The 21,439-nt window shown below is 59.9% G+C and carries 24 protein-coding genes; 15 read left to right on the top strand and 9 right to left on the bottom strand.

Annotation, left to right across the window (positions count from 1 at the left end; genetic code table 11):
- Positions 1-119: 119 nt before the first annotated feature.
- On the top strand, positions 120-1,481 hold the full coding sequence (locus tag ABV589_RS22525) for an HlyD family type I secretion periplasmic adaptor subunit (RefSeq protein WP_367083744.1): 1,362 nt from the start codon (positions 120-122) through the stop codon (positions 1,479-1,481).
- Between the two features lie 144 nt (positions 1,482-1,625).
- Here the strand turns inward: ABV589_RS22525 and ABV589_RS22520 are convergent, their stop codons facing one another.
- Both ABV589_RS22520 and ABV589_RS22515 read right to left on the bottom strand, forming a co-directional pair.
- Positions 1,626-2,222 (bottom strand): DTW domain-containing protein, encoded by a 597-nt coding sequence (locus ABV589_RS22520; RefSeq protein ID WP_367083742.1) that lies wholly within the window; start codon positions 2,220-2,222, stop codon positions 1,626-1,628.
- Positions 2,223-2,226: 4 nt separating this feature from the next.
- A complete protein-coding gene (locus ABV589_RS22515; RefSeq protein ID WP_007956593.1) occupies positions 2,227-3,120 on the bottom strand; it encodes a LysR family transcriptional regulator in 894 nt (297 codons plus the stop codon).
- 383 nt (positions 3,121-3,503) lie between these two features.
- Between ABV589_RS22515 and speB the strand changes: the two genes are divergently transcribed.
- The 6 genes from speB (at position 3,504) to ABV589_RS22485 (ending at position 9,122) form a co-directional block, all read left to right on the top strand.
- Positions 3,504-4,454, top strand: coding sequence for an agmatinase (speB, locus tag ABV589_RS22510; RefSeq protein ID WP_003222717.1), 951 nt, complete (start codon positions 3,504-3,506; stop codon positions 4,452-4,454).
- 10 nt (positions 4,455-4,464) lie between these two features.
- Entirely contained in the window at positions 4,465-4,887 is a 423-nt protein-coding gene (locus tag ABV589_RS22505; protein WP_047292404.1) for a nuclear transport factor 2 family protein, read from the top strand.
- A 56-nt stretch (positions 4,888-4,943) separates the two neighbouring features.
- Positions 4,944-6,455 carry a cytosine permease gene (locus ABV589_RS22500; protein ID WP_007962564.1) on the top strand — a complete coding sequence of 504 codons (1,512 nt, stop codon included), beginning with the start codon at positions 4,944-4,946 and terminating at the stop codon, positions 6,453-6,455.
- 185 nt (positions 6,456-6,640) lie between these two features.
- Positions 6,641-8,020: a sodium:solute symporter gene (locus ABV589_RS22495; RefSeq protein ID WP_047598203.1), complete on the top strand. Its 1,380-nt coding sequence runs from the start codon at positions 6,641-6,643 to the stop codon at positions 8,018-8,020.
- A gap of 85 nt (positions 8,021-8,105) precedes the next feature.
- A complete protein-coding gene (locus ABV589_RS22490; protein ID WP_367083738.1) occupies positions 8,106-8,831 on the top strand; it encodes an MBL fold metallo-hydrolase in 726 nt (241 codons plus the stop codon).
- Positions 8,832-8,873: 42 nt separating this feature from the next.
- Positions 8,874-9,122: a hypothetical protein gene (locus ABV589_RS22485; RefSeq protein ID WP_007962561.1), complete on the top strand. Its 249-nt coding sequence runs from the start codon at positions 8,874-8,876 to the stop codon at positions 9,120-9,122.
- A gap of 201 nt (positions 9,123-9,323) precedes the next feature.
- Here the strand turns inward: ABV589_RS22485 and ABV589_RS22480 are convergent, their stop codons facing one another.
- Positions 9,324-9,452 carry a PA1414 family protein gene (locus ABV589_RS22480; protein WP_367083735.1) on the bottom strand — a complete coding sequence of 43 codons (129 nt, stop codon included), beginning with the start codon at positions 9,450-9,452 and terminating at the stop codon, positions 9,324-9,326.
- A gap of 142 nt (positions 9,453-9,594) precedes the next feature.
- Entirely contained in the window at positions 9,595-10,488 is an 894-nt protein-coding gene (locus tag ABV589_RS22475; RefSeq protein WP_108589373.1) for a LysR family transcriptional regulator, read from the bottom strand.
- Positions 10,489-10,592: 104 nt separating this feature from the next.
- On the opposite strand from ABV589_RS22475, the gene ABV589_RS22470 reads away from it, so the two are divergent.
- Positions 10,593-11,774 carry an MFS transporter gene (locus ABV589_RS22470; protein ID WP_367083733.1) on the top strand — a complete coding sequence of 394 codons (1,182 nt, stop codon included), beginning with the start codon at positions 10,593-10,595 and terminating at the stop codon, positions 11,772-11,774.
- Here the strand turns inward: ABV589_RS22470 and ABV589_RS22465 are convergent.
- The 3 genes from ABV589_RS22465 to ABV589_RS22455 all read right to left on the bottom strand — a co-directional run bounded on the left by ABV589_RS22465 (position 11,719) and on the right by ABV589_RS22455 (position 14,262).
- A complete protein-coding gene (locus tag ABV589_RS22465; RefSeq protein ID WP_367083731.1) occupies positions 11,719-12,651 on the bottom strand; it encodes a DMT family transporter in 933 nt (310 codons plus the stop codon). The genes ABV589_RS22470 and ABV589_RS22465 overlap by 56 nt on opposite strands.
- A gap of 267 nt (positions 12,652-12,918) precedes the next feature.
- Complete coding sequence (locus ABV589_RS22460; RefSeq protein ID WP_367083729.1) at positions 12,919-13,323, bottom strand: DUF2177 family protein; 405 nt, start codon at positions 13,321-13,323, stop codon at positions 12,919-12,921.
- A gap of 102 nt (positions 13,324-13,425) precedes the next feature.
- Positions 13,426-14,262 carry a S1-like domain-containing RNA-binding protein gene (locus ABV589_RS22455; protein ID WP_202369380.1) on the bottom strand — a complete coding sequence of 279 codons (837 nt, stop codon included), beginning with the start codon at positions 14,260-14,262 and terminating at the stop codon, positions 13,426-13,428.
- Positions 14,263-14,613: 351 nt separating this feature from the next.
- Between ABV589_RS22455 and ABV589_RS22450 the strand changes: the two genes are divergently transcribed.
- The 3 genes from ABV589_RS22450 (at position 14,614) to ABV589_RS22440 (ending at position 16,666) form a co-directional block, all read left to right on the top strand.
- Complete coding sequence (locus tag ABV589_RS22450) at positions 14,614-14,802, top strand: hypothetical protein (RefSeq protein ID WP_016985943.1); 189 nt, start codon at positions 14,614-14,616, stop codon at positions 14,800-14,802.
- A 206-nt stretch (positions 14,803-15,008) separates the two neighbouring features.
- Positions 15,009-15,725, top strand: coding sequence for a TorF family putative porin (locus ABV589_RS22445; RefSeq protein ID WP_367083727.1), 717 nt, complete (start codon positions 15,009-15,011; stop codon positions 15,723-15,725).
- Between the two features lie 71 nt (positions 15,726-15,796).
- The gene (locus ABV589_RS22440; protein WP_367083725.1) at positions 15,797-16,666 is read left to right on the top strand and encodes a DUF6279 family lipoprotein; all 870 of its coding nucleotides are present in this window, start codon (positions 15,797-15,799) and stop codon (positions 16,664-16,666) included.
- 78 nt (positions 16,667-16,744) lie between these two features.
- Here ABV589_RS22440 and ABV589_RS22435 read toward each other — a convergent pair whose 3' ends face one another.
- On the bottom strand, positions 16,745-17,137 hold the full coding sequence (locus ABV589_RS22435) for a hypothetical protein (protein WP_007962546.1): 393 nt from the start codon (positions 17,135-17,137) through the stop codon (positions 16,745-16,747).
- 176 nt (positions 17,138-17,313) lie between these two features.
- Between ABV589_RS22435 and ABV589_RS22430 the strand changes: the two genes are divergently transcribed.
- The 4 genes from ABV589_RS22430 (at position 17,314) to ABV589_RS22415 (ending at position 19,889) form a co-directional block, all read left to right on the top strand.
- Positions 17,314-18,048 carry a thioredoxin family protein gene (locus ABV589_RS22430; RefSeq protein ID WP_367083722.1) on the top strand — a complete coding sequence of 245 codons (735 nt, stop codon included), beginning with the start codon at positions 17,314-17,316 and terminating at the stop codon, positions 18,046-18,048.
- 106 nt (positions 18,049-18,154) lie between these two features.
- Positions 18,155-18,430 carry a hypothetical protein gene (locus ABV589_RS22425; protein WP_041070242.1) on the top strand — a complete coding sequence of 92 codons (276 nt, stop codon included), beginning with the start codon at positions 18,155-18,157 and terminating at the stop codon, positions 18,428-18,430.
- A 262-nt stretch (positions 18,431-18,692) separates the two neighbouring features.
- Entirely contained in the window at positions 18,693-19,277 is a 585-nt protein-coding gene (locus tag ABV589_RS22420) for a papain-like cysteine protease family protein (protein ID WP_367083720.1), read from the top strand.
- A 12-nt stretch (positions 19,278-19,289) separates the two neighbouring features.
- On the top strand, positions 19,290-19,889 hold the full coding sequence (locus tag ABV589_RS22415) for a hypothetical protein (protein WP_007962528.1): 600 nt from the start codon (positions 19,290-19,292) through the stop codon (positions 19,887-19,889).
- Between the two features lie 63 nt (positions 19,890-19,952).
- Here the strand turns inward: ABV589_RS22415 and ABV589_RS22410 are convergent, their stop codons facing one another.
- Positions 19,953-21,293 (bottom strand): DEAD/DEAH box helicase, encoded by a 1,341-nt coding sequence (locus ABV589_RS22410; protein ID WP_007962527.1) that lies wholly within the window; start codon positions 21,291-21,293, stop codon positions 19,953-19,955.
- Positions 21,294-21,439: the final 146 nt, after the last annotated feature.

Below are 21,439 nucleotides of genomic sequence, written 5' to 3'. Positions count from 1 at the left end.
CCGCTGGGTTGCGAAGCAGCCCCAAAGATCTTGTGGGCGCTGCGCACCCAAGCGGGAGCAAGCTCCCTCGCCACAAGGATTGTGTTGACCTGTTTCTCTTGAGTGAGGGGTATCGCCCCATGTCTGCAGCTTCAGATAGCAAATCACGCGGCTACTTCGACAGTTTCGGCAAAAGCGCCGAAGCCGAGTTCATGCCGGAAACCGCCGGCGCGGCATTGCAGGATTCGCCGCGCTGGTCGCGGATCACCGTGTGGCTGGCGGCAGCGCTGTTGATCAGTGCGCTGGTCTGGGCCAAGTTCGCCGTGCTCGAAGAAGTGACCATGGGCGAAGGCAAGGCGATTCCCTCGAGCAAGGTCCAGGTGATCCAGAACCTTGAGGGCGGGATCGTCACCGAGATCTTTGTCCGTGAAGGACAGATGGTGAACAAGGGCGACAAACTGTTGCGCCTGGATGACACGCGGTTTCTGTCGAACAAGGGTGAGAGCGAAGCCGATCGTTACGCCCTGACCGCGCAAGTCGAACGCCTTTCCGCCGAAGCCGAGGGCCGTCCGTTCAAGCTGTCTGACGAAGTGATCGCCAAGGCGCCACAGGTCGCCGAAGACGAGCGCGCGCTGTATGACCAGCGCCAACGGCGTCTGGCCAGTGAGCAACGCACCCTCACCGAACAACTGCGGCAGAAGACTCAGGAGCTGGCGGAGTTTCGCTCCAAGCAAGGCCAGTACAGCTCCAGTCTGGCGCTGCTGCAGCAAGAGATGAACATGTCGGCGCCACTGGTCGGCACGGGTGCGGTATCACCGGTGGAGATCCTGCGACTGAAACGCAGCGCGGTGGAAATTCGCGGTTCACTCAACGCAACGACCCTGGCGATCCCAAGGGCCGAATCGGCAATCAACGAGATCAAGAGCAAGATCGACGAGTCGGAACAGACCTTCCGCTCCGACGCCGCCAAGGACCTCAATCAGAAACGCACCGACCTGTCGAAAATCACCGCCTCGAGCATCGCCATCGACGACCGCGTCAGCCGCACCACCGTGACCTCGCCCGTGCACGGGGTGATCAAGCAGCTGAAGGTCAACACGATCGGCGGCGTGGTGCAGCCGGGTAGCGACATGGTGGAAATCGTGCCGCTGGAAGACAACCTGCTGATCGAAGCCAAGGTCCGTCCGCAAGACGTCGCGTTCCTCCATCCGGGCCAGAAAGCCATGGTCAAGTTCAGTGCTTATGACTACACGATCTATGGCGGCCTGAGCGCAAAACTGGAACTGATCGGCGCCGACACCATCACCGATGACAAGGGCAACAGCTTCTACCTGATTCAGGTGCGCACAGATAAAAACCACTTGGGCGGCGATGTGAAACCGCTGCTGATCATCCCGGGGATGGTGGCGACGGTGGACATCATTACCGGGGAGAAAAGTGTGCTGGATTATCTGCTTAAACCGGTGCTCAAAGCCCGGACCGAGGCGATGCGGGAGCGGTAGAAATGTCTGGATTTTGTGGTGAATTGGCTGGCCTCATCGCTGGCAAGCCAGCTCCCACAGTGTCCGTGTCGAACACAAAATCTGCGAACACCTCAGAACCTGTGGGAGCTGGCTTGCCAGCGATGAGGCCAGTACTGCCAACACTTATCTGTCGCCATGATTACGCTGAAAAACCTCCGCCCCCATCGCCGCAATCTGCCCCTCGATCAACGCCTCGAACGGCTTCAGTAACGGCGAAAAAGTCGTCGGCGCCTCAAGGGTTTCCAGCGCCTGCACAATCGCCTCAATCGTCGACAACGCCCCCGGCCCCGGCGCCTTGCGCAACCGGTAACGCGACACCCCGCCCTGCGCCAGCGTCACCCGCGGCAACGCCGCCAACAATGGATTGAGATGGAGCATCTTGCGCGCCTTGCGCCAGGTGCCGTCCGGCACCACCAACAGCAGCGGCTCATCGGATTCGCGGTAAGCCTGCATCGGCTGCGCATCGTCAGCGGGAAACAGCAACCGCGCCTGATAACCGGGTCGGTTCAACAACGCCGGCAAATCCTCGAACACCTCCCCCACAATCAGCTCGGCATTGGTCAAACCCAGCGCCGCCAGTCGCGCGGTGTTGAGCGCGTGATTGACCTCGCTCGGATGCTGCAACAGCAGAACGCGGGTGCGGCTGTCGAGGCTCGGGATCAGCGGGCACAGGCAGTGGGTTTGTGGGCGCAGGCAGCGCGGGCATTGCGGTCTGGACATGGTTCTATGCCTGATTGAGCTGTGCTTTGAGCAAATCACGGAAGGTCTGGATCAGCGGTTCGCGGCTGCGGCCACGACGCATGATCATCGAGAACGGTGCCTGATAACCGAAAGTTGCCGGCAGCAACACGCGCAAGTCGCCCTTGTCGGCCCAGGCCTGGGCGTAGTGCTCCGGCAGGTAACCGATGTAGGCGCCGGACAGCACCAGAATCAGTTGCGCCTCCATACTTTCCACAGTCGCCGCGCTGTGCTTGAAACCATGGCGCGCCAGCTCTGCCTGGCTCCAGTAACCACGGCCAACCATGCGTTGCTGGGTGATGACCTGCTCGGGAATTCGCCGCTCGTTGAACAGCGGATGCCGGCTGCTGCAATACAGCCAGTGTTGCTCGCGGTACAGCGGCATGTACACCAGACCGCTCATGCGCGTGGAAAACGCGCCGATCGCCAAGTCGAGACGGTTGTCCTGCACACCGAGTTGCAGTTCGTAGGGGCTCATCACCGACAGGTGCAAATGCACCGCCGGGTGTTCCTGACTGTAGGCGCCAATGGCTTCGGCGAACGGCAAGGCCTTGTCGCTGACGGTGGAGTCGATCACCCCGAGGTTGAGCGTGCCACGCAGTTCGCCCTTGAGCGCGGCGGCGTATTGCTCGAAACCTTCGAGTTCGGCGAGCAGGCGCAGGGTTTCCTGATGGAACAGCTCGCCCTTGCTGGTCAGGCTGAACCCGCCGCGCCCGCGATGACACAGCACCAGACCGAGCGCCGCTTCGAGCTGGCTCATGTAGGTGCTGATCGCCGAGGTCGACAGGTTGAGCTCCTGCTGCGCATTGGCAAAACCCTGATGCCGGACCACGCTGACGAAGATGCGCAATAGTTTCAGGTCGGGTAAAGCGTTGGCCATCAGGTACTCCACAAACAAGGATCACAGGTGCGTAGAACGCTGCACCACACCACATCCCTTGTGGCGAGGGAGCTTGCTCCCGCTCGGCTGCGAAGCAGTCGCAAACCCGGCAAATACAGTTGATCAGGTGTACCGAGTCGTGTGGTTTTGGGGCGGCTGCGCCGCCCAGCGGGAGCAAGCTCCCTCGCCACAGGGGTATCGGTACGGGTTCGGGAAGTCTATCCCGCGCCTCTCCATTAGTTTAGAAAAATCTGAACTAAGTTTTTGCCCGTAGCGATTCTTCCCCCGCACTACATTTCGCAGAATCGGCCCCACAGCGGCGTCCGAACCTGTGCTCGACGGTGCGCCGACATAAATAAAACAAAGACGATGAGGCCCTACCCGTGGACAAGATTCTTCACCAACCACTGGGCGGCAACGAAATGCCGCGCTTCGGCGGCATCGCCACCATGCTCCGACTCCCCCATGTACCGACCGCTGCCGGCCTGGACGCTGCCTTCGTTGGCGTGCCCCTGGACATCGGTACTTCGCTGCGCCCCGGCACCCGCTTCGGGCCGCGCGACATCCGCACCGAATCGGTGATGATCCGCCCGTACAACATGGCCACCGGCGCCGCGCCGTTCGACTCGCTGTCGGTTGCCGACATCGGTGACGTGGCGATCAACACCTTCAACCTGCTCGACGCCGTGCGCATCATCGAAGAAGCCTACGACAACATCCTCGAGCACAACGTGATCCCGATGACCCTGGGTGGCGACCACACCATCACCCTGCCGATCCTGCGTGCCATCCACAAAAAGCACGGCAAGGTCGGTCTGGTGCACATCGATGCCCACGCTGACGTCAACGATCACATGTTCGGCGAGAAGATCGCCCACGGCACGACCTTCCGTCGCGCCGTCGAAGAAGGTCTTCTGGACTGCGACCGCGTGGTGCAGATTGGTCTGCGCGCACAGGGCTACACCGCTGACGACTTCAACTGGAGCCGCGATCAGGGCTTCCGCGTCGTACAAGCCGAAGAGTGCTGGCACAAGTCGCTGGCACCGCTGATGGCCGAAGTGCGCGAGAAAGTCGGCGGCGGCCCGGTGTACCTGAGCTTCGACATCGACGGTATCGACCCGGCCTGGGCGCCCGGCACCGGCACCCCGGAAATCGGTGGTCTGACGACCATTCAGGCGATTGAAATCGTTCGTGGCTGCCAGGGCCTCGACCTGATCGGCTGCGATCTGGTAGAAGTCTCGCCCGCTTACGACACCACCGGCAACACCTCGCTGCTGGCCGCCAACCTGCTGTACGAAATGCTCTGCGTACTGCCGGGCGTGGTCCACCGCTGAGGGTTCGGCCATGAACGAACGTGATCAGGTGTTGAAAGCGGCCGCCGATCTGGTGTCCGCCTTCGCTCGCAACGATCGCGAAGCTTATTTCGGCGCGTTCAGCGCCGATGCAAGTTTCGTGTTTTACACCCTCGAACAGCCGTTGCTGTCGCGCGATGCCTATCAGGCCTTGTGGGACAGCTGGCGCGCCGAGGATGGCTTTGAAGTGCTGTCGTGCACTTCGAGCAACGCCTTCGTCAGCCTGCAAGGTGACGTGGCGGTGTTTATCCATGACGTGGCCACCGAGCTGCGCATGCAAGGGGAGCAACATTTCAGCCAGGAGCGCGAGACGATTGTTTTCAGGAAACAAGCGTCGAGCCTAGAACAACAAGGCCATTGGCTGGCCTGCCACGAACATTTGTCCGCAATGCCGGAAGGGCTGCCATCCCCTTAGCCAAACAGGTGACGCCTCACACACGATGAGGCGCGCCTTTATGATCGGAGCAGATCATGAATAACAACAACAACGACCAAAGCCTTACGCAAATTGAAACCCACGGGGTCGAGCAGATCCCGGACCACGAACGCACCGCAGGCCCGACGGACTTGTTCCGGATGATCTTCGGTGGTTCCAATACCTTTGCCACCGCCGTGCTCGGCAGTTTCCCGGTGCTGTTCGGCCTGTCGTTTCAGGCCGGCGTCTGGGCAATTGTGCTGGGCGTGCTGCTCGGCTCGCTGATCCTCGCACCGATGGGCCTGTTCGGCCCGCTCAACGGCACCAACAATGCCGTGTCCTCGGGTGCCCACTTCGGCGTGCACGGGCGGATCGTCGGCTCGTTCCTGTCGCTGTTGACCGCCATCGCGTTTTTCTCGCTCTCGGTGTGGAGTTCGGGGGATGCGTTGATCGGGGGTGCGAAACGCCTGATCGGTCTGCCGGAAACCGACCTGACCCTGGGTCTGGCCTACGGTCTGTTCGCGATTCTGGTGCTGACCGTGTGCATCTACGGCTTCCGCTTTCTGCTGTGGGTGAACAAGATCGCGGTGTGGAGCGCCAGCCTGTTGTTCCTGCTGGGCATCTTCGCCTTCGCCGGTCCTTTCGATGTGAACTACGCCGGCACGGTGAACCTCGGTCAACCGGGCTTCTGGGCGGCGTTCATCGGCGCGGCGCTGGTGGCGATGAGCAACCCGATTTCCTTCGGTGCGTTCCTCGGCGACTGGTCGCGCTACATCCCGCGTGACACCTCCAAGCAGCGGATCATGGCCGCCGTGGTGCTGTCGCAGATCGCCACGTTCATCCCGTTCCTGTTCGGCCTGACCACCGCGACCATTGTCGCGATCAAGGCGCCGGACTACATCGCGGCGAACAACTATGTGGGCGGCCTGCTGGCGGTATCGCCGAGCTGGTTCTTCCTGCCGGTGTGCCTGATTGCGGTGATCGGCGGCATGTCCACCGGCACCACCTCGCTGTATGGCACCGGGCTGGACATGTCCAGCGTGTTCCCACGGGTGCTGTCACGCGTGAAAGCCACGCTGCTGATCGGCGTGCTGTCGATTGCCTTCATCTTCATCGGGCGCTTCGCGGCGAACCTGGTGCAAAGCGTGTCGACCTTCGCCGTGCTGATCATCACCTGCACCACCCCGTGGATGGTGATCATGATCATCGGCCTCTTGATGCGTCGCGGCTTCTACTGCCCGGATGACCTGCAGGTGTTCACTCGCGGCGAGCAAGGCGGACGCTACTGGTTCAACCACGGCTGGAACTGGCGTGGCCTGGGCGCATGGATCCCGAGCGCGGCGGTCGGCCTGTGTTTCGTCAACCTGCCGGGGCAGTTCGTCGGCCCGCTGGGCGAGATGGCCGGTGGTATCGACATCAGCCTGCCGGTGACCCTGGGCCTGGCCTCGGTGGTGTACCTGACGCTGCTGAGCCTGTTCCCGGAACCGCGGGAGGTGTTTGGACCGCAGGATGCGCGCAGCCAAGGCGCGAAGTCGCCAGCTAAATCGGCACTGCGCCAGGCGGCCTGATTCACACAGAAAATTTGAAGGATTGGAGTTCTTGTGGCGAGGGAGCTTGCTCCCGCTCGACTGCGCAGCAGTCGCAATGAAGCTGTTGGGGCCGCTTCGCAGCCCAGCGGGAGCAAGCTCCCTCGCCACAGAGAGGCATTCGATTCAGCGTTCCACATAAAAAAGACAATCGGAGACACGCCATCATGGCTTTGGATTTATTCGTCGTCCTCATCTACGCCGCCGGCATGCTGTTGCTCGGCTACTACGGCATGCGCAAGGCCAAGACCAACGAGGACTTTCTGGTCGCCGGGCGTAACCTGGGCCCGAGCCTGTACATGGGCACCATGGCCGCGACCGTACTCGGTGGCGCGTCCACCGTCGGCACCGTGCGTCTGGGCTACGTGCATGGCATTTCCGGCTTCTGGTTGTGCGCGGCACTGGGCTGCGGCATCGTCGCGCTGAACCTGTTCCTTGCCAAACCACTGCTGAAACTGAAGATCTACACCGTTACCCAGGTGCTGGAAAAACGCTACAACCCGATGGCCCGCTCGGCGAGCGCGGCGATCATGCTGGCCTATGCCCTGATGATCGGCGTGACCTCGATCCTGGCGATCGGCACCGTACTGCAAGTGCTGTTCGGCCTGCCCTTCTGGATCTCGGTATTGCTCGGCGGTGGCGTGGTGGTGATCTACTCGGCGATCGGCGGCATGTGGTCGCTGACCCTGACAGACATCGTCCAGTTCATCATCAAGACCGTGGGCCTGATGTTCATCCTGTTGCCGATCTGCCTGTACCGCGTCGGCGGCTGGGACGAACTGGTGCTGAAGCTGCCGGCAGCGGCGTTCAACTTCACCACCATCGGCTGGGACACGATCATCACCTACTTCATGATCTACTTCTTCGGCATCCTGATCGGTCAAGACATCTGGCAACGGGTGTTCACCGTCAAGACCGCCAAAGTCGCCCAGTACGCCGGCAGCATCGCCGGTATCTACTGCATCCTCTACGGTCTGGCCTGCGCACTGATCGGCATGGCCGCTCACGTACTGATCCCGGATCTGGACAACGTCAACAACGCCTTCGCCGCCATCGTCAAACTGTCGCTGCCGGACGGCATCCGTGGTCTGGTAATCGCTGCGGCACTGGCGGCGATGATGTCCACCGCCAGCGCCGGCCTGCTCGCTGCTGCCACCACCCTGACTGAAGACCTGCTGCCGAAATTGCGCGGCGGCAAACAGTCGAGCCTGGCGATCAACCGCCTGTTCACCCTGCTGACCGGTGTCGTGGTCCTGGGCATCGCGCTGGTGGTGAATGACGTGATCAGCGCCCTGACCCTGGCGTACAACCTGTTGGTGGGCGGCATGCTGATTCCGCTGATCGGTGCGATTTTCTGGAAACGCGCGACCACCGCCGGCGCCATCGCCAGCATGGGCCTGGGTTTTGCCACCGCTCTGCTGTTCATGTTCAAGGACGGTCTGGACGCCAACACGCCGATCTACTACAGCCTGGCTGTGGGCCTGGTGAGTTTTGTGGTGGTCAGCCTGGTCTCCCCGCGCCCGGCGACGGTGGCGAGTGCGATCTAAGCTTTGATGTAACGACTTGATGCTTTCTTCGACGGGTGTGGCGTCGGTTGCCACACCCGTTTTTTTCGTCTGGAGAAAATGATTGATGAAGATTGTTTCTCGCGATCAATGGTTCGACGTTTTGAGCTTGAGCGATGGCATCCGGTTGATCCACGAGCCGTACATCCGCCCGTTCTACCGCTGCAACCTCTGGCACATCCAGGGCCGCAACAAGGATCTGCTGCTCGACAGCGGCTCGGGGCTGGTCAGCCTGCGCGAACAGTTGCCGTGGCTCACCGAACGGCCGCTGGTGGCCGTCGCCAGCCACTGCCACTTTGATCACATCGCCGGGCATCACGAATTCGCCGAACGCCTGGTACATCGCGCCGAGGCCGACATTCTTGCCGCGCCGGATGGTGACAATGACCTGAGCCGGGCCTTCGTCGGCGACGACATGTTCGAGGCGCACCCGGGCTGCCCGCTGTGCTACGCCGAATACCGGGTCAAGGCCGCGCCGGCCACCGGGTTTGTCGAGGATGGCGACGTGCTGGATCTGGGCAACCGCACCTTGCAGGTGCTGCACACGCCGGGGCATTCGCCGGGCGGGATCAGCCTGTATGAAGCGGCGACCGAAACGTTGTTCAGCGGCGACATCATTTACGACGGGCCGTTGATCGAGGACGCCTACCACTCCAATCTGCAGGATTACGCCGCCAGTCTGCGGCGCTTGCAGGCGCTACCGATCCGCACGGTGCATGGCGGACATTTCGGCAGTTTTTCCGGCGAGCATCTGCGCTCGATGATTGACGAATGGCTGCGCCGACACGCTTGAGGCCTGCTGTAATCAGTCAAAACAACAACGAAACTGTCTGCCATGAGAAGAGCTGCCGTGCGTGCCGCCGTACATCGGTTCATCAAGCGCCTGCTGGAAAATCGCGACTTCAACGACAACACCAGCCTGGTGCAACTGGGGCTGGAGAAGGCGGATATCGAGGATCTGATCTTCCATCTGGAAGATGAATTCGGACTGACGGCATTCACTGCCGAAGAGGATCACATGCTCAAGACCGCGAAGACCGCGAATGACTTGAGCCGGTTTTTACTGGAGATTGGACGGCATTGAGAGGGTTTGCCAAATACAACCATCAGGGTGAGCTGAAACCCTGTGGCGAGGGAGCTTGCTCCCGCTGGGCTGCGAAGCAGCCCCAAAACCATTCAGCCCGGTTGTGCCAGACGGACCTTGTTCAGTGACCTTACGACTGCTGCGCAGCCGGGCGGGAGCAAGCTCCCTCGCCACAACAGCGTCACTCACATGGGGTGGTGCTTACCGCCGGCGAGGCTGACGCCGGCGCTGTTCGTCATCGGTGCGGATCGGTACGGGTTGCAGAGGCGGTTCGATCAAGCCGAGGGCAACACCCAAATCGTGCAGCCAGTTCTGAATTTTATCTTTCATCGTCATGCCCCCTTCAGGGTAGTGCTGAGCGACCGGAATTCTGAGGCCGCTTCGCACTGATAATAGTCCGAAGTCCTACGCAATGCTCGGCCAAATCCGCAATGATCTGTTACTGAATTGAACAGAATTACTATCGGTTGGTTCACGCCGTTTGCCGGGTTTCGTTCGCAGCCACGGGATAGAGCGCTTGCTGCTGTTCAATCCAGGCATTGAGGTTGGCCCCGACCATGCCCTTGCGCCACATGAGCCACGTTGTCGCACTGGCGAACGGCTCGGCCAAAGGGTGCACCGCGACGCTTTCGCGCCCCGGCAGACTGGCCAGCATTGACTCCGACATCAATGCCACACCGCTGCCGGCAATCACGCAAGCCAGCATGCCCTGATACGACTCGATCTCCATCGCCCGGCCCATCGCCGCCTGATAGTGGACGAACCACGCCTCCAGCCGTGCGCGATAGGCGCAGCCATGACGGAAGGTGAACACCGCCCTGCCCTCGACCTCTTTGGCGCTGCGGATCGGCGGGTGATCGGCTTCACTGATCAGCACCAGACGCTCGTCACACAGCGGCACCCCGTCGATCCCGGCCAGTTGCGGCGGACCGTCCACCAACGCCGCATCGAGACGCCCGGAGACCAGACCTTCGAGCAACTCGCCGCTGGGGCCGGACTGCACTTGCAGATTCACCGCCGGATATTGCTTGTGATAGCGCGCGAGCAACGCCGGCAAGTGGATTGCCGCGGTGCTGTACAGCGTACCGAGAACGAAATCCCCCGCCGGTTGCCCGCCCATCACTGCCGCACTGGCTTGATCACGCAGGGCGAACAGCTTGCCGGTGTAGTCCAGCAGGACTTTTCCCGCAGGCGATAACTGCAAACGCTGACGCTCACGAACGAACAGTTCGACGCCCAATTGCTCTTCCAGCTGCTTGAGCCGGGTCGACAGGTTGGACGGCACCCGGTGCAGGCGTTCTGCTGCGCGGGTGATCGAACCTTCCTCGGCGACTGCCTGAAAGATCCGCAATTGGCTGAACTCCACGAGTTTTCTCCATAACAGAACAAGTTGCTCACTATTATTCAATTTTAAAGAAAGTCAAACGGTTCTAGCCTGACGGTCATCGCTCCTTCACAGGAATCCCGACCATGTCGCCACTGATTCGCTTATCCGCCTGCTTCGTCGCCCTGATGATGGCCATGGGCATCGGGCGTTTCGCCCTCACGCCACAACTGCCGCACCTGCTCAGCGAGGGCCAGGTTGACCTGACCGCCACCGGTCTGATTGCCGCGGCCAACTACCTCGGCTACCTGCTGGGCGCAGTGGACGCAATGTTCGCCCATCGTCCGCCGCAAGTGCAGCGCCGGTTGCATGGCGGCTTGTGGCTGTGCGTGCTGCTGACCCTGGCGTCGTTCTGGGCCAACGGCTTCTGGGCGCATTTGCTGTTGCGCTTCGGCACCGGGGTGGCGAGTGCCTGGGTGCTGGTGATGATTACCGCACTGAGTCAGCCACTGGCAGCGGCTGCAGGTCGGCCACGGCTGGGGGCGCTGGTATTTGCCGGTCCGGGGCTGGGGATTTTTTTGACCGGGCTGCTGGCGCTGTTCTCACATCTGCTGAACCAGACTTCCGCCACGCTGTGGCTGATCTATGCCGCCGTGGCGCTGGTGATGTTGCTCGCAATCGTACGAATCCTGCCGCAACCGGGTGTGCACACGCCGGTCGCCACGCTCAATGTCAGCCATTCGAATCGCGGCATCCCGCGACTGGCAGTGGTGTATGCGCTGTATGGCGTGGGTTACATCATCCCCGCCACGTTTCTTTCGCAAATGGCCAACGCGCAGTTTCACGGGCAATGGCAGGCTGATCTGTTCTGGCCGTGCTTCGGCCTCGGCGCGGCGATTGGCGTGCTGCTGGTGAGTCTGCGTCGCCACGATCCGAACACCACGCGTCACTGGCTGACGGCCACGCTGTGGCTGCAGGCGCTGGGAGTCTTTGCGTGCTTGTTGGGCAGCGGTTATGGCCTGGCGCTGGGGGTGGTGTTATGCGGCATGCCGTTCCTCGCTTGCATGCAACTGGTGATGCAACGCTCGCGAGAACTGGCGCCGCATACAACTCAGCGCAACGCCGGACTGCTGACCGCATGCTTCGCCGTCGGCCAGCTCAGCGGGCCGTTGCTGGCGGCGCTCAGCAGCCATTTCAGCGGTGGTCTGCAACCGGCGCTGATCATTGCCGGCAGCGGTCTGCTGATTGCCGGCGGGCTGGCGCTGCAATCGGTCAGCGCTGGCCGAGGGCTTTGCGCAAACGCCGACGCACCCACTGCTCAGCGCTGACAAAGGTGATGCCGAGCAACACCAGCACCGCGCCGATGACGAAGTTCACGCTCAATTCTTCACCGAGCAGGACCACGCCGAACGTGACGCCGAACAACGGGGTCATGAACGAAAACACCGCCAGATTGGCCGCCAGATAGCGGCGCAGCAGCCAGAACCACGTCAGGTAACTGAAGAACGACACCACCAGGCCCTGAAACAACACGCTGGCGACCGCCACGGTGGTCAGGCTGACGTGAGTGATCTGGCCGCTGAACAGTGCGATCAACAGCAGACCGACGAAGCCGACGATCAACTGATAGAACAGAGTCAACGTCACTGGTGCCTCTGACAGACGCGAGGCGCGCACCACCACGGTGGTCGCGCCCCAGCAAGCGCCGGCGATGACACCAAATGCATCACCCAGCAGCATGCGCCGGTCGAGGTTGTCCCACGACACGCCGCCGGCGAAGGCGATGGCGATACCGACGAACGCGAGCAGAATCCCCAGCCACTGCAGCGGGCGCAAGCGTTCACTGGCCAACAGAAAATGTACGCCGAGCGCGGTGAAAATCGGCGCGGTGTAAAGGAACACCGACATGTGCGCGGCGGTGGTCAGTTGCAGGCCTTCGGCGATGAAGAAGAACTCCAGGCCAAACAGCGCACCGGCCAGCAGGCCGCCGCGCCAGGTGTTGCCGACCTGATCCCAGCCACCCTTCCAGCACAGCAGCAGGCCCACCAGCAACGCGGATATCCCCGAGCGTCCAGCGGCCTGCATCACCGGCGCGATGTCCGGCGCGGCCCACTTGATCATCACTTGCTGCACGCCCCAGATCAGGCACAGGCCGATCATCACCTGCAAGGCAAACCCATCGGCATTGCGCCGCTCGACACTCACCGCAACACCTCGAACACACACAACATGGCAGCCATCCACTGGTCGAAAATCTGTGTCGGGGATTATCAATCACTCGGGCAAAAAAAGCCGTCTGAAAAAGACTTTGTCTGCGTCAGGAACGTCAGCGGTGAATGGCCGTCGGCTGCGCCGCCATTCGCTGGCAAGCCAGCTCCCACAATGACCGGTTTGCTCATTGACTCTTTGTTCGACACAAAACTCTGTGGGAGTCTGGCTTGCCAGCGATGGCGTCAGTTTGAACAACGCAGATCAGGGTGGTGAACTCAGTAGTCGTTTCGTCACCAAAAATCCGACCGAGCAGGCAACAGCCGTCGCAAAGCCCCCCCACGCCCAATCCATCAAACTCACCTGCACCGACCACCCGCGCAACGTCGCCCAATTGGTCAGGTCATACGTGCCGTACGCCACCAGCCCCAACAATGCGCCCATCGTTGCCGCCCGTTGCCAGCTCAGCGCCGGCAACACCACAAACTGCACGCAACCAAAAACGTACAGGCAATAAAAAACCGCTGCCGGAACCAGCAGCGGTTTTTCGAGCATCAGCGAACCGAGCAGCTCGCGGTAGGTCGGCGCCATCAATACGCCGAGCCAGATACCGTCGAGCAACAGAAACGCCAGCAGTGTGGCGCCATAGGCAATCAACACTTTCTTCATCTGCGAACCCTCATGTAGGAGCTGCCGCAGGCTGCGATCTTTTGCCTTTGAAAATCAAAAGATCGCAGCCTGCGGCAGCTCCTACATGGGGCCGGCGGTGGCTCAGGTTAGTTCAATGCGATCGGCGTGAATGACGATCTTGCCTTCCTTGTACAGCGAACCGATGGCCTTCTTGAAGTTGCCCTTGCTGACACCGAACATGCTGCTGATCAGCGCCGGATCGCTCTTGTCACTGATGGCCAGCGTGCCGTTGCTTTCACGCAATTTGGCAAGAATCTTCGAACTCAGGCTGCTTGCCGCTTCCTGGCCAACCGGTTGCAGGCTGAGGCTGATCTTGCCGTCGGCACGCACTTCCTTGATGAAACCCTTCTCGCGCATGCCGGAACGCATGAACTTGAAGATCTCATTCTTGTGGATCAAGCCCCAGTGCTTGTTGTTGATGATCGCCTTGAAGCCCATGTCGGTGGCTTCGGCAACCAGCAAATCGACTTCCTGACCGGCGCTGTAGTTGGCCGGGGTCTTGTCGAGGTAGCGATCCAGGCGCGCAGTCGCGGTGATGCGACGCGTATGTTTATCGAGATAGACGTGCACCACGCAGTACTCGCCAGCGGTCATCTGGCGCTTTTCTTCGGAATACGGCAGCAACAGATCCTTCGGCAGGCCCCAATCGAGGAACACACCGATACTGTTGACTTCAACAACTTTCAGACTGGCAAATTCACCGACCTGAACTTTTGGTTTTTCAGTGGTAGCGAGAAGTTTGTCTTCGCTGTCCAGATAAATAAATACGTTGAGCCAGTCTTCATCTTCGCTGGGAATATCTTTAGGGATATAACGGTTGGGCAAAAGAATTTCGCCGTCGGCACCGCCGTCCAGATATAAACCGAAGTTAGTGTGTTTAACCACTTGCAAACTGTTGTAACGCCCGACTAAAGCCATTTTCCAGAACCCTCATTGCGTGGGCGGCATTCTACCCGGTTTTGCCCGTCTCGTTCGCTGGCTGAACGGCCGTCTCGGAAAAATCGGCGGAACGCCTTGATTTTCCTGTATCTGACGCGACTGGAGCGCCATTCGTCAGACCATCGCAGGCATTGCCACGCCTTTTCACCGCAGACAATCTCACTCGTGGCGAATAAATGTTCGTATTTAAAACAGCAGCTTAGGATGATATTTCGAATAATTGATCGAGAATACTCCACCCAGGCGCTCAGTTATTCCGGGGGATATTTATCAAGCAATTGTCAAGTTATTCCTGTACGATGCCTGGCCGAGTTACTTTTCTACAGGTTAATGGCCGCCATGCGTGTAAAAGCATCCACCAGCAAAGCAAAGCCAGCTCCAGCCGTTGAAACCAGCGAATCGATTAACGATCAGATCGCAGCGTTCCTCAAGTCCGGCGGTGAAATCCAGCAAATTGCCAAAGGCGTCAGCGGCCAGACGTTCGGCCCGTCCAAGCAGATCAGCCTGGGCAAGAAGTAATACCCGGTAATACACCCGTCCTGAGACGCTTTGAGCTTCGAAGCGTCTGGACTGGCACCCGCGCAACAGCCTCCATTCTGTTTAATCAATCTTTGAAAATCGACGAACGGCCATCATTGCCGAGCATTCGCCGGTATCCTTGCACGCGTCTGGATTAAGCGTTTCAGCAGGTTCAAGCCCTGCCCTCGCTGTTCATGGAGTGACGCATGCTCAAATCTTTCCGTTTAGTGCTTGTCGGCCTGCTGGTCTGCTCGTCCGCGCACGCGCAGATTTTCCAGCGCGAACTCGGCGACTTCGACCTCAAACTCGGCACCACGCCCAGCCGCAGCATGGCTCAGGGGCTGGTCAAACCTGCCGCAGTCGGTTCTTTCCACGGTGGCCTCGATCTGAGTCACGACAGCGGCCTGTATGTCGGCCAGTACGCACCGAGCATGGGCCTTACCCCGGGCAAGAACCTCGAAATCGACTCCTACGTCGGCTTCAAACAACCTTTCGATCAGTCGCTCGGCTATGAAGTCGGGATGATCCACTACAGCTACCCCAAAGTGGACACCCTCGACAGCCAGGAACTGTTCGGCGGCCTGACCCTGCTCGGCAGTCGTTTCGGCGTGGCCTTCAGCAACGACCCGGACAAACAGAACAACACGCTGTTCGCCGACCTTGGCGGCAATCAGCCGTTCGGCATCGGGATCAGCATGAAATACACCACCCATCAACTGAACACGCCGGTGTCGGTGGACGGTGGTTACGTCAGCAGTTTTACCGATTGGTCGGTGAAATTTTCCCGGCCATTCATGGGCGTCGACCTCGACCTGATCTATAGCAATTCCAACCTCAGTGGCAGCGATTGCTCGGCTTACTCCGGGCAAAACAGCGAGTGCGACGGCCTGGTCACGCTCAAGGCCGAACGCGCTTTCTATTGATCGGCTGAACTGCCGGGAGCCTCCTGCGTTCACATAGGAATCAGACGTCAGGCTCTCGCAAGGACTCGCTCATGTCTCGCTGGTTCAAGTACATCGCCACCCTGCTGATCTTCACCCTCGCCCTCGGCGCCTGCAGCCGTGTCGGCCTGGCCTACCGCAATCTCGACGTGATCATTCCGTGGACGCTTGGCGACTACCTGGACATGAACGGCGAGCAGAAGGACTGGTTCAACGAACGGCTCAAGGAACACCTGAACTGGCACTGCACCACGCAGTTGCCGGGCTATCTCGACTGGCTGGATCGCTTGCAGGCGATGGTCGAAACCAATCAGGTGACGGACGCGGCGTTGCAAGCGCGAACCGCAGAGGCCAAACAGGCCATCGCTGAAACTGCGCACCAGATCACCCCGTCGGCCGTCGAATTGCTGCAAGGATTGGACGACAAACAAGTTGCCGAGATGAACGACGCGTTCGCCAAGGACCTGCGCAAACGGGAAAAGGAATTCGTCAAACCGCCGCTGGCGCAGCAGATTGCTGAACGCGCTGCACGCATGGACAAGCGCCTGACCGACTGGCTCGGCCCGTTGAGCGTTACTCAGGAACAACGAGTGATGGCCTGGTCAACCGCACTGGGCGATCAGAACACTCAATGGATCGCCAACCGCGCGCATTGGCAGCAGCAGTTCAGTAACGCCGTTGCCCAGCGTAAAAGTCCGGAATTCCCACAGCGAATCGAGACACTTCTGGTCAACCGCGAGCGATTATGGACAGCGGATTACCAGAAGGCCTACGCCAACACCGAAGCGCAGGCGCGTTCGCTGGCGGTGGATCTGATGGCGGAGAGTACGCCGCAGCAGCGTCAGCGGTTGTTGAAGAAGATCGAGGGTGTGCGTAAGGACTTCAATGATTTGAAGTGTCTGAAGGCAGCAAAGCAGGAATAGAAGATCAAAAGATCGCAGCCTTCGGCAGCGCCTACAGGGTTATGTGCAGGCGCTGCCGGAGGCTGCGATCTTTTACTTTCAGGCAATCTGCGCCTTTGAAGCCACTTCATCGAATGTCGCTTCATCCAGCGCATCGTCCTGCTCATCCAGCACCTGCCGTGGATGATCATTGCCGGGAATGCTGCTGTCGATAAGGCTCAACAGGCTCGACCCACGCGGGGTCAGAATGAAATTGTTGCCGGTGCTGCCCATATGATCCGGACGCGGTTCGATAAATCCACGATCAAGCAACAAGCCTTCGTATTCGCAAGCCACCGTTTTCAGGTGATCCAGATTCTCGATCGGCTCACCGGCGCTGGCTTTCGCCGCAGCATAATCCTCGGCATATTTTCGCGGCGCGAAACTTTCGCCTGCACTGTTCTGCACTTCATGCAGCAAACGTTCAATCAAATCCCAGTTATAAGTCGTCATCCTGATTCAACCTCCGGTGCGCGTGATTTGGGGCGCTGTCATAGGTTGTGACCCGGACGCACCGCAGCCGTTCAGCGGCATTTTCCGCGGCGACCGACCGGCGGTCTGTCGAATTGATCGAGGGTTAAACGACTAGTCTGACAGAGACGGTTTCAACCCCCGCAGGAGAAATCATCATGAACGTCGAGAATCATCCGGTGGTATCGCGCGAAGAATGGCTCGCCGCGCGCAAACAACATCTGGCCGACGAAAAGGCCTTCACCCGCGAGCGCGATCGCCTCAGCGCCAAACGCCGGGCGTTGCCCTGGGTCAGAGTCGACAAGGACTACCGCTTCCACGGCCCGAACGGCGAACTGAAACTGGCCGACTTGTTCGGCCAACACAGTCAACTGATTGTTTACCACTTCATGTTCGCCAAGGACTGGGAGGAAGGCTGCCAGGGCTGCTCGTTCCTGTCCGACCACATCGACGGCGCGAACCAGCATCTGGCTCATCACGATATCGCGGTGGTGGCGGTCTCCCACGCACCGTTCGAACAGTTTCAGGCCTTCAGGCAGCGCATGGGCTGGAAATTCGACTGGGTGTCGTCAGACGGTTCCGATTTCAACTACGACTTTGGTGTTTGCGCCAGAGCCGAGGACGCCGAAGCCGGAAAGGCTACCTACAACTACGAAAAGACTGACGGCGCCGAGGAAGAAATGCCGGGGCTGAGTGTGTTTTATCGCAATGCATCCGGGGAGATTTTTCATACCTACTCAACTTATGCCCGTGGGCTGGATATGTTGGTTGGGGCCTACAACTATCTCGACCTCACGCCCAAGGGCCGCAATGAGGACGAGATCATGGAATGGGTGCGGCACCACGACCGATATGAGAGAGAAACAAAATCCAGTTGCTGTCATGGCAGTTGATAAACCTGTGGCAGCAAACCTTGCTGGCTGCCACAACTCTGAACTTTTTACGTCATCCGGCCCTCCACCGGTTAACCCGCCTTAACCGGAACGGAGGCCCGCCCCCATGAAAACCCTGCTCAAGCTCACCCTCGCCGCCACCCTCGCCTGCGCCCTGCCCGTCTGGGCCTGCACGCCGGAAGAGGCCACCGCCAAACGTGAACAACTGGCCAAGGAAGTGGCCAAGCTCACCGAACAGAATCCGGCCAAGGCCAAGGAGATCAACGCCGAGTTGCAGAAAATGGACCTGGGGACGGCCAGTGCGGATCTGCCGGACAAGTGCCAGTTGATTGATCAGCGCTTGAAGGAATTGGGGACGGCTGAGAAAAAAGCCGAGGGCTAAAAGCAAGATCAAAAGATCGCAGCCTTCGGCAGCTCCTACACCGAACTCTGTAGGAGCTGCCGAAGGCTGCGATCTTTTGCTGCCAAAAATGCATTTATGCATTTATTTTCTTGCATAAACGCATATGCAGACTAAGGTTACCTCGAGCAAGGAGATCGGCACCGTTCATCGCAGATGAAAACCGTTAACCACCGATCGCTCGGCATTACCGCAACACAACCACAAGCTGGACGCTTGTTTTCATTCATGGAGGACTGAAAAAATGTTAACCACTCAAGCAACATCATTCACCGGCGAGAGCCTGCCAAGGTGCCTCATTGGCCACCTGCTGGACCCGCAACTGGTCGAGGTTGAAGCCACTGCGCAAACGGCGGCACTGGCCGCTGTCAACCTCAACTTCAGCATGCAGAAACAGACCCAGACCAACTGGTGCTGGGCCGCCGTTTCCACATCGGTCGGCAACTACTATGGCACCGGATCCTGGACTCAGTGCGGCGTCGCCAGCACCCAACTGGACCGCAATTGCTGCAGCCAGCCTGGCCCGTGCAACGTCTATGGCTACCTGGATTCGGCCCTGCAGACCACCCGCAGCTACAACGGCATGAATCAGGGCTCGCTGCAGATGTCGGCCATTCAGAATCAGATCAACATGGGCCGCCCGGTCGGCCTGCGTTGTGCCTGGTATGGTGGCGGTGCGCACTTCCTGGCGATCTACGGCACCAACGGCAACTATGTGCTGGTTGCCGACTCGATCTACGGTTACTCGACCCGCGCGCTGAACTCCTTCCCGGGTTCGTACAACGGCGGCGGCAACTGGACTCACACTTACTTCACCGCGAAAAACTAGGAGGGCGACATCATGCAACTGACTTATCCAAAGGCGCCTTCCAACGGCGTACAGACTTTGCGTCCGGTGTTGCAAGCCGCGCTGCAAAACCAGGGCTTCGGCATCAACCGCCAGTTCGCCAACGCGGCACCGGCCAAAGTCAGCCTCAGCGAAGCCTATCGCGGCTACTCGCTGACGCTGGATGACCTGAGTCTGGGCAAAGGTCTGAAAGACGCACGCATCGGCGACTGGCATTACTTGGTGTTTGCCGACGGCGTGAGTATTGCCGATGCGCAACTGGCCGAGGTACGTGGCCATGTCGAGTTCGCTTCGCTGAACCACGGCACCCGCGCCGCCGACACCGTGGGCGCGTTGAAACTGGCGGAACAGGCGCCGCAACTGCAGGGCAAAAGCGTTGAATTGCGCGTGTTGTTTGTCTCGGCACTGCACGTCGTGGCGATCTGGCTGCACGCTGACGGTGAAGATGTGCTGATCCCGATCGAGCCAACGCCGAAAGAGCTTGGGGACTCGCGGCTGTACAGCGAAGCCGCGCTGCTCGCGCTGCTCAAACCAGCGGCAGATCGCGCCAAACAGCGCTTTGACGCCGACACCAGCGGACAGTTGGGCAACTGACAAACCCCGCGCATAAAAAAACCCGGACACTGTCCGGGTTTTTTATTGGCCGCTTGAAACGACTTATTCAGCCGCAGGCTCTGCCGGCTTGCGGCGCTTGAGCGGGGCCATGCCGTCGCTGCTCACCAGAGAATCCGGCTTCGGCCGGTTGGCGCTCTTGCGCTTGGTCGGGGTCTTGGCGGCGGTTTTCTTCTTGTCGCCCTTGGCGTCGGTCTTTTTCTTCTTCACGCCAACGGCTTTGCCCGAGGCCTTGACCTTCTTCGGCCCGCCGTAGGTGCCTTTGACTTCCTTGATGGTGCGGCGCTCGAAGCTCTGCTTGAGGTAGCGCTCGATGCTCGACATCAGGTTCCAGTCGCCGTGGCAGATCAGCGAGATCGCCAGACCGTCGTTACCGGCACGGCCAGTACGACCGATGCGGTGCACGTATTCGTCGCCGCTGCGTGGCATGTCGAAGTTGATCACCAGATCCAGGCCATCAACGTCCAGACCACGGGCCGCGACGTCGGTCGCTACCAGGATCTTCACGCCGCCCTGCTTCAGACGATCGATCGCCAGTTTGCGATCCTTCTGGTCTTTCTCGCCGTGCAGCACGAACGCCTTGTATTCCTGAGCCACGAGGCGGCCGTAGATGCGGTCGGCCATGGCGCGGGTGTTGGTGAAGACGATGGCCTTCTGGTAGGTCTCGTTGGCCAGCAGCCAGTTGACGATCTGTTCTTTGTGCTGATTGTGGTCGGCAGTGATGATCTGCTGACGAGTGGTCGAGTTCAGCTGGCTGACCGCGTTGAGCTGCAGGTGCTCAGGGTTGTTCAGCACCTTGGCGATCATCTCGCGCAGGCCGGAACCGCCGGTGGTGGCGGAGAACAGCATGGTTTGCTGACGGTTCGGGCATTCGTCGACCAGACGTTGCACGTCTTCGGCGAAGCCCATGTCGAGCATGCGGTCGGCTTCGTCGAGCACCAGCACTTCGACTTCTTTCAAATCGAGGTTGCCGGCGTTGAGTTGCTCGATCATCCGGCCCGGTGTGCCGATGAGGATGTCCGGCACCTTGCGCAGCATGGCCGCCTGGACCTTGAAATCTTCGCCGCCGGTGATCAGGCCGGACTTGATGAAAGTGAACTGCGAAAAGCGTTCGACTTCCTTCAGGGTCTGCTGGGCCAGTTCGCGGGTCGGCAGCAGGATCAGGGTCTTGATACTGACGCGGATCTTCGCCGGGCCGATCAGGCGATTGAGGATCGGCAGGACAAAAGCGGCGGTCTTGCCGCTACCGGTTTGCGCCGTCACCCGCAGGTCACGCCCCTGGAGCGCCAGCGGAATGGCCGCTGCTTGCACAGGCGTTGGCTCGACAAATTTCAGCTCGGCCACGGCTTTGAGCAGGCGTTCGTTCAGGGCGAATTGGGAAAACACGGGTGCTACCTCGAAGATATGCAAAAAAACAGCTGCATAGGTTACCGGTTTCGAGCGCTCAGGCCGAGTTTCTTTATACAAACGGGCGTAATCAGTGGCTTTTTTGTTGCTCGATTTGTCACCAACGGTAATAGACAGCGTCTTAA

Origin of the sequence: Pseudomonas sp. HOU2, from assembly GCF_040729435.1 — a bacterium.
Taxonomy (GTDB): Bacteria; Pseudomonadota; Gammaproteobacteria; order Pseudomonadales; family Pseudomonadaceae; genus Aquipseudomonas.
Note: the sequence above shows the minus strand (reverse complement) of the source record. Positions and strands in the feature narration are given on the sequence as shown.